At 61.4% G+C, this 13,050-nt stretch carries 12 protein-coding genes; 7 read left to right on the forward strand and 5 right to left on the reverse strand.

What is annotated here, in order from left to right; all coding sequences use genetic code 11:
* The first annotated feature begins 77 nt into the window (after positions 1-77).
* The 5 genes from BSG20_RS00715 (at position 78) to BSG20_RS00735 (ending at position 4,175) form a co-directional block, all read left to right on the forward strand.
* Entirely contained in the window at positions 78-845 is a 768-nt protein-coding gene (locus BSG20_RS00715; protein ID WP_072370524.1) for an SDR family NAD(P)-dependent oxidoreductase, read from the forward strand.
* On the forward strand, positions 845-1,762 hold the full coding sequence (locus BSG20_RS00720; protein ID WP_072370527.1) for a 2-dehydro-3-deoxygalactonokinase: 918 nt from the start codon (positions 845-847) through the stop codon (positions 1,760-1,762). Before BSG20_RS00715 ends, BSG20_RS00720 begins: the two co-directional genes overlap by 1 nt.
* Before the next feature lie 16 nt (positions 1,763-1,778).
* Positions 1,779-2,411 carry a 2-dehydro-3-deoxy-6-phosphogalactonate aldolase gene (locus BSG20_RS00725; RefSeq protein WP_072370530.1) on the forward strand — a complete coding sequence of 211 codons (633 nt, stop codon included), beginning with the start codon at positions 1,779-1,781 and terminating at the stop codon, positions 2,409-2,411.
* A gap of 5 nt (positions 2,412-2,416) precedes the next feature.
* A complete protein-coding gene (locus BSG20_RS00730) occupies positions 2,417-3,304 on the forward strand; it encodes an SMP-30/gluconolactonase/LRE family protein (protein WP_072370532.1) in 888 nt (295 codons plus the stop codon).
* Positions 3,305-3,554: 250 nt separating this feature from the next.
* Positions 3,555-4,175, forward strand: a complete 621-nt coding sequence (locus BSG20_RS00735) for a PRC-barrel domain-containing protein (protein WP_072370535.1) — start codon at positions 3,555-3,557, stop codon at positions 4,173-4,175.
* Positions 4,176-4,225: 50 nt separating this feature from the next.
* Here BSG20_RS00735 and BSG20_RS00740 read toward each other — a convergent pair whose 3' ends face one another.
* Together BSG20_RS00740 and BSG20_RS00745 are read right to left on the reverse strand one after the other, a co-directional pair.
* A complete protein-coding gene (locus BSG20_RS00740) occupies positions 4,226-5,527 on the reverse strand; it encodes a putative bifunctional diguanylate cyclase/phosphodiesterase (protein ID WP_244541256.1) in 1,302 nt (433 codons plus the stop codon).
* A 180-nt stretch (positions 5,528-5,707) separates the two neighbouring features.
* Positions 5,708-7,429, reverse strand: coding sequence for a response regulator (locus tag BSG20_RS00745; RefSeq protein ID WP_072370541.1), 1,722 nt, complete (start codon positions 7,427-7,429; stop codon positions 5,708-5,710).
* A gap of 177 nt (positions 7,430-7,606) precedes the next feature.
* Here BSG20_RS00745 and mutL point away from each other — a divergent pair, with 177 nt between their 5' ends.
* On the forward strand, positions 7,607-9,418 hold the full coding sequence (gene mutL, locus BSG20_RS00750; RefSeq protein ID WP_072370754.1) for a DNA mismatch repair endonuclease MutL: 1,812 nt from the start codon (positions 7,607-7,609) through the stop codon (positions 9,416-9,418).
* 68 nt (positions 9,419-9,486) lie between these two features.
* Complete coding sequence (locus BSG20_RS00755; protein WP_072370757.1) at positions 9,487-9,717, forward strand: DUF2093 domain-containing protein; 231 nt, start codon at positions 9,487-9,489, stop codon at positions 9,715-9,717.
* A 51-nt stretch (positions 9,718-9,768) separates the two neighbouring features.
* Here BSG20_RS00755 and lpxK read toward each other — a convergent pair whose 3' ends face one another.
* The 3 genes from lpxK to waaA all read right to left on the reverse strand — a co-directional run bounded on the left by lpxK (position 9,769) and on the right by waaA (position 12,963).
* Positions 9,769-10,809 carry a tetraacyldisaccharide 4'-kinase gene (lpxK, locus tag BSG20_RS00760; RefSeq protein WP_072370544.1) on the reverse strand — a complete coding sequence of 347 codons (1,041 nt, stop codon included), beginning with the start codon at positions 10,807-10,809 and terminating at the stop codon, positions 9,769-9,771.
* A 106-nt stretch (positions 10,810-10,915) separates the two neighbouring features.
* Complete coding sequence (locus BSG20_RS00765; RefSeq protein WP_072370547.1) at positions 10,916-11,629, reverse strand: HAD family hydrolase; 714 nt, start codon at positions 11,627-11,629, stop codon at positions 10,916-10,918.
* Positions 11,630-11,643: 14 nt separating this feature from the next.
* On the reverse strand, positions 11,644-12,963 hold the full coding sequence (gene waaA / locus BSG20_RS00770; protein WP_072370550.1) for a lipid IV(A) 3-deoxy-D-manno-octulosonic acid transferase: 1,320 nt from the start codon (positions 12,961-12,963) through the stop codon (positions 11,644-11,646).
* Between the last annotated feature and the right edge of the window lie 87 nt (positions 12,964-13,050).

Below are 13,050 nucleotides of genomic sequence, written 5' to 3' on the forward strand. Positions count from 1 at the left end.
AAACGCCAGGATAATTGGATAATTCCACATAGTCAAATTACGTTCCATATAATAGAACTACCCGGGAGGAAAGAGCGGTGGACGTTGTTGCGCAGTTTCCGGAATTCAGGGATCGCACGGTCCTGATCACGGGCGGCGGGTCAGGCATCGGGGCAGCGATTGTTGGGGGCTTTGCCCGGCAGGGCGCCAAGGTTTCCTTCATCGACATCGATGAAGCGGAAAGCCATGACCTTGTCGAGAGGCTGTCGCGCGACACGCTCCACCCCGTTCGCTTCCACAAGGCGGATTTGCGGGATGTTGCCGCCATCCGCAGGACGGTCGATGAGGTTGTCGCTCACTCCGGCCCGATCAGCATACTCGTCAACAACGCCGCGCGCGACGACCGGCACGATTTCGAGGCGGTGACCGAGGAATATTGGAACGACAACCAGGCGATCAATCTGCGCCACGTCTTTTTCACCACGCAGGCCGTTGCGCCCTCTATGCGCACCGCCGGCGGCGGCGCGGTGATCAACATGTCGTCGATCGCCTTTCTCCTTAACATGCCCGAATTCCCTGCCTATTCGACAGCAAAAGCGGGTGTGATCGGGCTGACCAAGAGCATGGCCGGCAAGCTCGGACCTGACAACATCCGCGTCAATTGCATTCTGCCGGGGATGATCGTGACAGATCGTCAGATGAAACTCTGGCTCACCGAGGAAGGCATTGCTCGGGCTGTGCAGCGCCAGTGCGTCAAGAAGGTTCTGCACGCAGACGCCATCGTTGGTCCGTGCCTGTTTCTGGCGTCCAGCTGCGCGGCAGCGATCAGCGCACAATCCCTTATTGTCGATGGAGGCATTTTCTGATGGCGAATCCCGCTTATGTCGCGGTGGATTGGGGAACGAGCAGTTTCCGGCTTTGGCTGATGGGCAAGGATGACAGCATCCTTGGCGAAAGCCGCAGCAACGAAGGCATGACCACGGCTGCAAAGACCGGCTTTGCCGAGGTTCTGGCCTCGCACTTGGCCAAGGTGAATGCGCCGGAAAATCTTCCGGTCATCATCTGCGGCATGGCAGGCGCAAAACAGGGATGGGTCGAGGCAGGCTATATCGACGTCCCGGCATCGCTTTCTTCTATCCTGACCGGCGCGGTATCCGTTCCCGGTCAGAGCGGGGAGGTACGTATCCTTCCGGGACTAGCCCAGAGGGATCAGGAAAGGCCCGATGTCATGCGTGGCGAGGAAACGCAGCTTCTTGGCGCGCTTGGCCCCGCAAGCACCGGATCACACGCGGTCTGCATGCCCGGTACGCACTCGAAATGGGTGCATGTCAAGGATGGGCGGGTCGCGGGCTTCTCCAGTTTCATGACCGGCGAGCTTTTCGATGCGATCTCCAAGTATACGATCCTGTCACATGCCGTAGCCGGCGCCGATCAGACGCCGGCAGATGAGGCAGCTTTCGAAACGGCGATCAGGGTAGCCTATGAGCATCCCGCAATGGCGACCAACCTCTTCTTTACGGCGCGCTCGGGCCAGCTGCTGCACGGTCTGACCGCCGCGGCCGCACAGGCCAAGATCTCCGGAACCTTGATCGGCCTCGAAATTGCGGGCGCCATGTCAAATACGGGGGCCGGCGTCAACATCACCCTTGTCGCCGCCGGGCAGTTGAAGGGCCTTTATGAAGCGGCCTTCAAGGCACTCTCTTTATCCTTTAACACGATCGACGCTGACACGGCTGTCCGTGGCGGCCTTGCTGCCGCCGCCAAAGCCATTTGGCCGAACTGAAGAAAGCACCAAAGCGATGAACCGCATCCCTTTCCCCACGATGAAGCGCCCGCTGATTGCCATTCTACGAGGGATTAAGCCCGAAGAAACCGAAAGCGTGGTCGGCGCACTGATCGAAACCGGGCTGACCGCGATCGAAATCCCGCTGAACTCACCCGAGCCCTTCAAGTCGATCGAGATCGCCGCGAAAATGGCGCCTGCCGATTGCCTGATTGGCGCCGGAACAGTACTGACCACCGAAGCCGTCGACAGCCTCCACTCCGCGGGTGGCAAGCTGCTGGTTACGCCGAACGTCGAGCCTGAGGTCATTGTGCTCGCCCGCAACTACGGCATGGTCACGATGCCCGGCGTCTTCACGCCAACGGAAGCGCTGGCTGCAGCCCGCGCCGGCGCGACGGGGTTGAAATTTTTCCCGGCCAGCGTCCTGGGACCGTCCGGCATCACCGCAATCCGCGCAATTCTGCCGCCGGAGCTCGTGATCGCAGCCGTCGGCGGTGTCTCGGACAAGAATTTCGCTGATTACACCAAGGCCGGCATTCATGCCTTCGGCCTCGGCACGAGCCTGTACAAGCCGGGAATGACCGCCGCAGAGGTTGCCGAGCGTGCCAAGGCGACCATTTACGCCTATGACGCAGCGGTAGGAGCTTAAGGCGTATGACGGAAATTCATGAGTTCGCGGGCAGGACACTGTGCAACACCAACTCCGCGCTGGGTGAAGGCCCCACCTACGATCCGGACACGAACACCGTCTGGTGGTTCAATATTCTCGGCAAGGAGCTGCACGAGCTGAACCTTTCGACGGAAGAGAAGAAGGTGCACGCACTGCCGATGATGGCGAGTGTGCTTGCCCGCATCGATGCCGGGCGCCAGCTGCTTGCGACCGAACAAGGCCTCTTCGTCCGCGACACGAAGAGCGGCAATCTCACCTTCTATGCGGCACTCGAAAGCGACAAGCCGGAAAACCGCTCGAACGACGGCCGCACGCATCCATCTGGCGCACTGTGGATCGGCACGATGAGCAAGCGGGCGGAAACCCGCGCAGGCTCCATCTATCATGTCGCCGGCGGTCGCGTGACCAAGATCTTCGACGGCATCAGCATTCCGAACTCGATCTGCTTCTCGCCGGATGGAACCATGGGATATTTCACCGACACCCGCCTCAGCCGCCTGATGCGGGTGATGGTCGATGCTAAGACCGGTCTGCCGACCGGTGAACCGATCGTCCTCGTGGATACCATGGATGAGCCGGGCGGCATCGACGGTTCTGTGGTCGACGCCGACGGATACATCTGGAACGCGCGCTGGGGTGCCGGCACGGTCGATCGCTACAGCCCGGACGGACTGCGCATATCACGTTACAAGGTGCCAGCGGCCCAGCCATCCTGCCCTGCCTTCATCGGAACGAACGGCGACCGCCTCGCCGTCACCACGGCGTGGGAGGGACTGGATGACGACGCTCGGTCCATGCAACCGCAGGCTGGATCCCTGCTTGAGCTTGACGTCACAGTGAAGGGCGTCTTTGACCCCGTTTATCTGATCTGACGCGACACCAGGCACAATAGTAAGGGCGCCTGCCTGCGGCGCCCTTGTTGTTCCCCGGTATGATTGAGTTTGAAGCCCTGTGCAGCAGCTGCGCTAAAAGTTTCGCGAAATTAGCAATTTTTGCGCGATTTTTTTCGGGAACCAATAGAATTCCCATTCATTTCGATAGGAACTGGCCAAGTGGACGCCCGACTGCGAAGGACGGCTGAACTGGCCAGAGTATACTATTGCAATGAAAGGTAGGTTCGAAATGACACGCAAGCTTCTCACAACCGTTGCCGCTGGTGCCCTGTTTGCCACGGCTTTCGCACCGGCGGCATTCTCACAGAGCGCAACCCAGCCGGCAGATCCGAACGCTCCGGCCACACAGGCGGCGCCAAGCGATCCGACAGCTCCGCCGAAGGTTCCAGATGCCACGGCTCCGGCCCCGGCTGGTGAGGCTCAGGCTCCGGCACCGGCTGCCACGACCGACACAGCGAAAGCGGGTGGTGGCTCATACCTGACCGAGCAGGCTGCCGACCAAGTGAGTGCCAACACCTATATCGGTCAGTCCGTCTATAATGGTCAGAACGAAAGCATCGGTAGCGTCAACGACCTGATCATGAAGAAGGACGGCGGCTTGGTAGCAGCGATCGTCGGTGTCGGCGGCTTCCTCGGAATCGGCGAGAAGGACGTGGCCGTTCCGATAGATAAGATCACGATCGCCCAGAACACGCAGGACGGCAGCGTCAAGCTGAGCACCTCTGAGACCGCGGAATCGCTGAAGGCGGCCCCGCAGTTCAAGACGCTTCAGATGCTGGCAGCCGAGAAGGCCCCTGCGCCAGCGGGCACAACAGACACCACGGCCACTGGCTCGACAACGAACAAGTAAGATATGCGCAATGAGGACCAGGTGGCGTCCGAAAGGGCGCCATCACCATTTCAGGCGCTGACGCGATCTGACGTATCGTAGTAATTTTCGTGCAGGAACCGCAGCGTCGCTATGCCATCGGCGGGTTTGCCGAAGTGATAGCCCTGCCCCATCCCGCAGCCGAGCGAGCGTAGCTTGACGGCTTCGGAATAATCCTCGATTCCTTCCGCGACCACTTCCAGGTCAAGCCCCTCGCACATCGTGAGGATGGCCTTGATGATGTGCTCGGACGCGCGGTCGGAGTTGATCCGCGACACGAAGGCACGATCGATCTTGATCTTGTCGAACATGAAATCACGCAGGCGACCGAGGCTCGACTGGCCGGTCCCGAAATCATCCAGCGAGATGCGCACACCCGCCTGGCGCAGATCCGCGATGATCCGATTTGCCGTATCTGCCGAGCCCATCACCGCAGTTTCAGTGATCTCCAGTTCGAGCCGGTGCGGGTCGAAACCGACCCGGCCGAGGATCGACAGGACGCTGCTGCTCGTGCCCGGATCCATCAGTTGCGCCGAGGAGAGATTGAAGGAGAGGAAGAGTTCGCGCGGCCAGGAAAGTGCCGCTTCCGCCGCCTTGCGCAACAACGCCTCAGACAGAGCGTCGATGAAACCGCGTTCTTCCGCGAGCGGGACGAAAACACCCGGTGAAACGAAGCCCAGATCCGGATCGTTCCATCGCGCCAGAGCTTCGAAGCCCACGACCTGGCTATTGCCGAGTGCGACGATCGGCTGAAAATGCACGTCGATCGCGTCGGAGATGATGGCGTTGCGCAGCGCCTGTTCCAATTGCGTCGCGCGCTTCATTTCCTGGGCGATCTCGCGGGAATAGACGGTGATCTGGCCACGGCCACGCCGCTTTGACCGGTAGAGTGCGGTCTCAGCGCTTTTCAGCAATTCCTCGAACTCCTCGCCGGCAAAGGGATAGATCGAAAACCCGAAAGATGCCGACAGCCTCACATTGCGGTCGCCAAGATCGTATGGCGCCGATAGCACCTCGCGAATCATCTGGCCGAACTTCTCGGCGCTGGCCCGCTCGAACACAAGCGGCAGGACAAAGGCAAATTCGTCGCCGTCGTGACGCGTGACCAGGGCGCCATCCGGAATGCAGGCCTTCAGCCGATGGGCGACCTGGCAGAGAATCTCGTCGCCCGCCGATGAGCCGAAGAGATCGTTGATCGGTTTGAAGGAATCAAGATTGGCGATGCCGATCGTAAAGGGTGCCGGATCGCTCGCGCGTTCCGCGGCGATCTTTGCAATCCGGTCGCGCATGCGGTAACGGTTGCCGAGCCCGGTCAGTGGATCGGTATAGGCCATCGTCTGAAGTTCATTCTGACTTACGGGCACCAAAGGCATTTCAGCCGACATAATTCTTCAGACCCAGACTGCACCAATGCGGGAAAGGATGGCGGGCAAGTCTTAAGAATTCGATAGTGGCGCGGCCGCGTTGAAACCGTGTTCTGTCCCAAGATTTAGGGAGTTGACGCGCTTTGTTCGTCACATAGTGGCCTGTCTGATATCCCCGGCAAGGTATGTCTGAAAGATCCCCTGAAGAATATCGGGGCTCACCGGCTTCATGATCACATCGTCCATTCCGGCCTTTGCGCACTCGGCCCGATCACGCTCGAAAGCCTGAGTAATAACGCCGATAATCGGCGTTCTTGAACTGCCGCCTTCCTCTGTCTGGCGGATCAACCGCGCCGCTTCGAAACCGTTGAAACCTGGCAACGATATGTCCATCAGGATGATTTTCGGCTGATGCTCGGTCCACAGGCGGACCGCTTCATCACCGCTTGGAGCGATCAGATACCGGTAGCCGAGACCCTCGAGGATCTGCGAGAACACGATCTGGTTGATGTCGTTGTCTTCGGCGACGAGCACCTCGAGCGTGTTCATCTCCTCGACGGTCGTGAATTCCCAATCGGCGTCGATGCTCTCAGCGACTTGGCCGTGATTGCTGCGATTGAAATGGCGCGCGATCTGGAAGGTGAGCTCATTTGCGAGCTGGAAGCCATCCATCACCAGCACCGGGATGCCGTATTGCTTGGCGAGCTCCAAGCAACGCATGCCAAGCTGATTGTCGATCACCAGCAGGTCGAGCGAGATGCCGGACGAACTCGCGATTTCCAGGAAGTGCTCCTCCTCGTCCTCGCCGCGGACCGAACATGCCTCGAAACCGTATTTGGCAAGGGTCCGTAGCGCCGCTGCTTCAGCCACGACATCCGACGTCACCACCAGGATCTTGCGGCCCGAGAAGTTCTCCGGGACGATCGCCTCCATGGCCGCCGGTTCGCGACGCTCGCCGCTGCCGTTCATGGGCACGTAGGCACGCCGATAGGAATTCTTGCTCGACGTTATGACCGTCGATGCGAACCGGAATTCATCGAGATCGGCGCCGTCGCGCGGCAGGTCCTGCATTGTCGAGACGAGGAAATAGCGGCCTGGCTTGCCGATGCGGTGCTTGCGAGTGACGATATCGCGTTCCACGCCGTCGCGGGAGACCTGCCGCTGGCGGGAAACCGACATCTCACCGGTCTCCAGAACATGACAGTCGCTTTCCTCGAAGCGCTGGGCGACCTCCTTGGAGAACAGGTCGCCGCTCTTACGGCCGAGCACTTCATCGACCGTCGTCTGGTACTTCTCACAGAAGGCGATGTTGACGGCGACGTAATTCAGATTACGGTCCTTGACGAAGAGCGGGAACGGCAAATTGTCGAGGATATCCTCGGTAAGCTGCACGCGCTCGAGATCGGAACGCCACTGTTCCTCGCGCTTCTTGTCCTCGGAGATGTCCTGGATGACGCAGACGCCATAGCCGCTTGCGAGGCGTCGTTTGCCAAACCGAATCCAGCGATCGGTACCGTGCCGTTCGACGGCTTCGAAGCGTTCCCGCCAATGCGAGGCGATCTTCTGGGACAACCAATCCTCACGGCTCGGCGCACCATGATTGCTGGCCGACGGAGTGCGGATTCCGGTATCGTAGATCGCGCCCAGGAAGTCTCGCAACCGCGTCCCCGGCCTCAGCATGGTCGCCGATATCGGAAAGAAATCGAGGACCTGACGGCTCGCAAAGATCATGTGGTCGGTCTTGTCGTAGACGATGAACGCGTCGCCGAGGCTCTCGCAAACCGCGTCGAATAACGCCGTCTGCAGGCTGGTGTCAGCCGGCATTTCGCTGCCAACAGATGATGTGTCCGCTTTTTCGAAGCCGGCACTCATTCTTACGCGTCCCACATCTGTCCGATTTAAACCCAGTCCTCGGAATTAAGTCGCAAAATGGCACCTTTGTCTTAAGGCGCGCTTAACGTTAAGCAGGCGGAATTTGGAGCGTGCACAACAATGATCGCCAACGCTTTCACACTTCCCTCGGCGCCGCGAATCCAAGACAATAGGCGCATGGCCATCAGACAGCTTTCAGAGACCCTCATCAACCAAATCGCCGCCGGCGAGGTCATCGAGCGGCCGGCGAGCGCTGCCAAGGAACTCATCGAGAACGCCCTTGACGCAGCGGCGACGCGCATCGAGATTGCGACATCCGGCGGCGGCAAGAGCCTGCTGCGGGTTTCAGACAACGGCTCCGGCATGGATGTTGCCGATCTGAAGCTTGCCGTACGGCGGCACTGCACCTCCAAGATCTCCGATTCGCTCGACGACATCCGCACGCTCGGCTTTCGCGGCGAGGCGCTGCCATCGATCGGCTCGGTGGCCCGGCTCAGCATTTCCAGCCGCCGCCGCGACAGCGCCGGTGGCAACGAGATAGCCGTCGAGGGCGGCAGGATTGCGTATCTGCGACCATCGCCCGGCAATCCGGGCACGATCGTCGAGGTTCGCGATCTCTTCTTCGCCACACCCGCCCGCCTGAAATTCCTCAAGACCGAGAAGGCAGAGGCTGCGGCGATCACGGAAGTCGTCAAGCGCATGGCGATCGCCTTTCCAGGAGTGCGTTTCGTGCTCTCCGGGACTGACCGCACGACGCTGGAATTACCGGCGACGGGCGAGGACCACCTGGCGCGCATGGCGCAGATCCTGGGCAAGGACTTCCGCGAGAATGCCATCGAGATCGATGCTGAGCGGGAAGGCATATCGCTGACCGGCTTTACCGGCGTACCGACCTTCAACCGCGGCAACTCGGCCCACCAATACGCCTTCGTCAACGGCCGCCCGGTGCAGGACAAGCTGATCCTGTCGGCGATCCGCGGCGCCTATGCCGAGACGATCCCGGCCGGCCGCTATCCGGTCTCCGTGCTGTCGATCGCACTCGATCCGGTGCTTGTCGACGTCAACGTGCATCCGGCCAAATCGGACGTGCGGTTCCGCGACCCGCAATTGGTGCGTGGCCTAATCGTCGGGGCCGTGCGCGAAGCGCTGGCACGTGGCGGCAGTCGAGCAGCGACAACGGGCGCAGACGGGATGCTGCGCTCCTTCCGGCCCGGCTTCCACGCAGGCGCCCAACGGCCGCAACAGCCCTGGTCGGCCGCGACATCCCCCTCGCGCCCATTTAACCAGGCCGCAAACAGCGGCTTTTGGGAACGCCCGCAGGCTTCCTTCGACGGACTGGCGACGCCCACCGCACGCAGCGACGCCGCGCCGCCTCCGAGAATGCCCGCGCCAGAAGAGCCGCCGCAGCGCTATCCGCTGGGTGCCGCCCGGGCGCAGATCCACGAAAACTACATTGTGGCGCAGACGGATGATGGTCTCGTCATCGTCGACCAGCACGCTGCGCATGAACGCCTGGTGTTCGAGGCGATGCGCAAGGCACTGCACTCGAAGCGGCTTGTCTCGCAGGTGCTTCTCATTCCTGAAATCGTCGATCTGCCTGAAGAGGATTGCGATCGGCTGATGCAGTTTGCCACGGAGCTCGGCGAGCTGGGGCTGGCGATCGAACGCTTCGGCCCAGGCGCGATCGCCGTGCGCGAAACACCCGCCATGCTCGGCGAAGTGGACGCCACGGGGCTCATCCGGCAGTTGGCGGACGAGATCGCCGAATGGGATACGGCGTCCGGCCTTTCGGCCAAGCTCGAATATGTGGCCGCGACCATGGCCTGCCACGGATCCGTGCGCTCAGGACGGCGACTGCGCCCGGAAGAAATGAACGCGCTTCTGCGCCAGATGGAAGTCACCCCCGGTTCCGGACAGTGCAATCACGGACGACCGACTTATATTGAGCTCAAGCTTTCGGATATCGAGCGGTTGTTCGGCCGCAGTTGAAAAAGCTGGAAAAGGCCGCGGCGGCGCGTTATGGCAGGGATGTGACAGCCTGTAAGGAAACGGAGCGCATGAATTTGTTCGAAGGGAATGGAAACCGCGAAGCGCAGATACGCTATCTCGATGCGGATTTTCAGATCCTGTCGCCGGGCTCCTACGTCGTCTGCGCGATGACCGGCAGGCAGATCCCGCTTGATGAACTGCGCTACTGGAGCGTCGCGCGCCAGGAACCCTATGCCGATGCCGTGGCTTCGCTGGAGGCAGACAAGCGCGCTGGCGTTTTGCCCAACCAGAAGCGTTGAGCGCAGCGCGGCGGCAGATTCGCTTGCCACGCCTTCGAAAAGACATGCTGTTTAGGCCTTCCGCCCTTCCCTCAAACGCCGGTCGCGGCACGCATTGATCGCGCGGTCGATGATAAGCCCTGGCGCCAGGGTGTCCGCGAACGCCATCTCCACCTCGATCACCCGGCATTTTGAAGCAAGCTCCGCGGCTTTGCCGTGATGGCCGGCGAGGCGAACGAAATCCTTTGCGGTCGTAACGATCTGAAGGCCACCGCGTTCTGCCGTTGAAAGGATGTCGTCGATCTCATCATCAGTCAGATGCTCGTGATCGCCGAACGAGCGGCGAGCGACGATCTGCGCTCCGACGGATTCGGCCGTGCGGAAGAATTTCGACGGATCGGCAATACCTGCGAAGGCCAGCACGTTGCGGCCTGAGAGATCGGCGCTGTCGCAAACTTTCAGCGAGGCCGTAAAATACGGCTTGGCGGCGCGCGCGGCGATCCGAACGATGTTGTCGGCGGCCTCGCCCGCGCCAACCTTGAGGAGCGCCGTGGCGTAGCGCAGCTGCTGGCGGATGGGCGCGCGCACAGGGCCGCCCGGAACGATGTGGCCGTTACCCAGCCCGCGCATGGCATCGATGACCAACAGCGCGTAGTCGATCGCCAGTCGCGCACTTTGGAAGCCATCATCCATGATGATCAGGTCCGCACCCTCCTTGACGAGGCGCTGGGCGCCTTCCACGCGGCGGCGGGAGATCACGGTCAGAGCTTCGCGGGCAAGAAGTAGGGGTTCGTCACCGACCGCTAGTGCACGGTGATGCGCCGGATCGACGACCGTTGTAACGTCGAGCGAACCGCCATAACCGCGGCTCAGGAAACCGGGGGTCAGCCCTTTCGCCTTTGCCGCGCGGGCGATGGTCAGCGCCGTCGGCGTCTTGCCAGCACCGCCGACGGTGAAATTGCCGACGCAGATGACGGGCACCGGAACTGAGGCGCGCTTGGCGTTGGCCATGCGATAGCCGGCAATGCGCCCATACAGGAAGGAAATCGGATAAAGCGTCCAGGCACGCCAATCGGCTTTCGACCACCAGAAGGGTGGCGCTTCGGATACCATTTTCCCCGTCCTGCCTTTCGGACCCCGAGCATCATGCTGACGGGCTATGTCCTCGACCGGGCGGAAAGAGAAGGTAATTTTCAAGAAAAAGCAAGCCCTTGGTCCATCAGGCAGGCTGAAGATCGGGCAGCAAGCCTTCGAGCTCGGTGATGTCGTTCAGACAGTAGTCGGATGCGGCGGCGAGCGATTCGCGCGAGCCGGTGCCCGTCAGCACAGCCACGGTGACGCCGACCTTGGCGTTGCGGCCCATATGCAGATCATGGTTGTTGTCACCGACGACGGCGACCGCGGAGGGGTCAAGGTCGGTCGCCGCACAGAAACCAAGCACCATGCCCGGTTCCGGCTTGGTGCCGAAGCCGCTGTCGTATCCGGCCACGTAATCGATGAACGGCGCAAAGCCAAAACGCTGGGCGGTCTGCCTGATCGAGCGCTCGTTGTCGCTCGAGGCAACGCCAAGGCGAAAGCCGCGCGCATGCAGGCGACCAAAAAAAGCGGCAAGATCGGTGACCGCGACGGAAAACTCGGCGGCGTGAGAAAAGAGATCATCCAGCTTGATCGTGAGCTCTACTGCGTCGAGCTTCGAACCGGCAGCGATCAGCCCTTCCGAAATCTGACGCGTGTTGCCGGCGGCAAGCAGGCTGTCGGGGACGATGTGGCCGGTGACCGGATCCATCCCGCAGGCCAGGAGCAGCCGGTCCGCAAGTTCGGGATCGCCTTCCGAAGCGATGCGCGCCAGTTCGCGGTTTACCGGCAGCCAGCTCTCGTCGTAGTCGAGAAGCGTGCCGTCCTTGTCGAAGAGAATCCCTTTGATCGCTTTCATATCCGCCCCTGCCCTCAGCGCTGCACAGCCGCCTTCGGCAACAGCCTCGCCTTCACCGTCAGCGGATTGATATAGGGCTCGAGGCCCTTGACCGTCGCTGTCAGCGCGCCACGCATTTCTTGCACGGCGCCGATCCCGGCCTCGATCATGTTGCGGCGCGCGTCGTCGTTGGTGAGCAAATAATGGACACCCTTGGCGAGCATCTCCGTATCGCGGACCATGCGCGCGCTGCCACGGCGCGCCAGCTTCTGATAGGCTTCTCGGAAATTCTGCACATTGCTGCCCGACAGGACCGCACAGCCCAGCATCGCCGGCTCCAGCGGATTTTGCCCGCCCTCGGCAAACAGCGAACGGCCGACGAAGGCAACCTCCGTCAAGCGCAGGTAGAGGCCCATTTCGCCGATCGTATCTCCGAGAAACACATCGACATCAGGCGCAAGCGCATCGCCGCGCGTGCGGCGGGCCACCTTGAGACCCAGCTTGACGAGCTCGGCTTCAATCTCCTCGGCGCGCTCGGGATGGCGGGGAACGATGATCGTCAATTGCCCGTTTCGTTCCTTCAGCGCCCGATGAACGATGCCTGCAGCTTTTTCCTCACCGTCGAAGGTGGAGATTGCCGCCCAGGTCTTGCGGCCGCCGAGCTGCTTCTTGTAGTCGGCGAATACGTCAGCATCATAAGGCGGAGCGTCGGTATCGACCTTGAGATTGCCCGACATCATGACGTGGCGCGCGCCAAGATCGCGGAAGCGCTCGGCGTCGACGTCTGACTGCGCAATGACGAGCGCAAGGTTTTCGAACAGGGCCTCGGCAAGTGCCGGACGCCGCCCCCATCGCTCGAAGGAGCGATCGGACATGCGGGCGTTGACGAGTATCTGCGGGATACGGCGGCGGCCGAGTTCCATCAGGGTCGCTGGCCAAATTTCGGATTCGGCGATCAGCGCGCAGTCCGGCTGCCAGTATTCGAGGAAGCGGCTGACGGCCGGTTTCAGGTCGAGCGGCACATACTGGTGGATCGCGTCGTTGCCGATACGTTCAGCGGCCAGCTTGGCGGAGGTGATCGTTCCCGTCGTCAGAATGACGTGGATGTCGCGGCGGCGAATTTCGCGGATCAGCGGAATGACGGCGTTCGTTTCACCGACGCTCGCGGCATGAAACCAGACCAGCGGTCCGGCCGGGCGGTCGGCGCTGGCATAGCCTGAGCGCTCCAGCCGGCGCGCACGGTCTTCCTTGCCCTTGGCCGCCCGATAGGCGAGGTATCCCCCGACGAACGGCGTCAGCAGCGTTCCCGTTGCCTGATAGGCGCCCAGCGCAAAACGCGCCATGCGACCGCTCATCTGCCAATTCTCCGATCACAAATGATCGACATCGCCCATTCCCAATTATTGTTGCGGCCGCAATGGCCGATCAGTTTGTCCAGAATG

Source organism: Rhizobium tibeticum, from assembly GCF_900110205.1.
Taxonomy (GTDB): Bacteria; Pseudomonadota; Alphaproteobacteria; order Rhizobiales; family Rhizobiaceae; genus Rhizobium; species Rhizobium tibeticum.

Bases quoted from the DNA above. Each gene is read 5' to 3' on its own strand.
- BSG20_RS00765 (WP_072370547.1), bottom strand. From the start codon at position 11,629: ATGAAAGCGATCAAAGGGATTCTCTTCGACAAGGACGGCACGCTTCTC.
- BSG20_RS00730 (WP_072370532.1), top strand. From the start codon at position 2,417: ATGACGGAAATTCATGAGTTCGCGGGCAGGACACTGTGCAACACCAAC.
- BSG20_RS00735 (WP_072370535.1), top strand. From the start codon at position 3,555: ATGACACGCAAGCTTCTCACAACCGTTGCCGCTGGTGCCCTGTTTGCC.
- BSG20_RS00725 (WP_072370530.1), top strand. From the start codon at position 1,779: ATGAACCGCATCCCTTTCCCCACGATGAAGCGCCCGCTGATTGCCATT.
- BSG20_RS00720 (WP_072370527.1), top strand. From the start codon at position 845: ATGGCGAATCCCGCTTATGTCGCGGTGGATTGGGGAACGAGCAGTTTC.
- BSG20_RS00755 (WP_072370757.1), top strand. From the start codon at position 9,487: ATGAATTTGTTCGAAGGGAATGGAAACCGCGAAGCGCAGATACGCTAT.
- BSG20_RS00745 (WP_072370541.1), bottom strand. From the start codon at position 7,429: ATGAGTGCCGGCTTCGAAAAAGCGGACACATCATCTGTTGGCAGCGAA.
- mutL (WP_072370754.1), top strand. From the start codon at position 7,607: ATGGCCATCAGACAGCTTTCAGAGACCCTCATCAACCAAATCGCCGCC.
- lpxK (WP_072370544.1), bottom strand. From the start codon at position 10,809: ATGGTATCCGAAGCGCCACCCTTCTGGTGGTCGAAAGCCGATTGGCGT.
- waaA (WP_072370550.1), bottom strand. From the start codon at position 12,963: ATGAGCGGTCGCATGGCGCGTTTTGCGCTGGGCGCCTATCAGGCAACG.
- BSG20_RS00740 (WP_244541256.1), bottom strand. From the start codon at position 5,527: ATGGCCTATACCGATCCACTGACCGGGCTCGGCAACCGTTACCGCATG.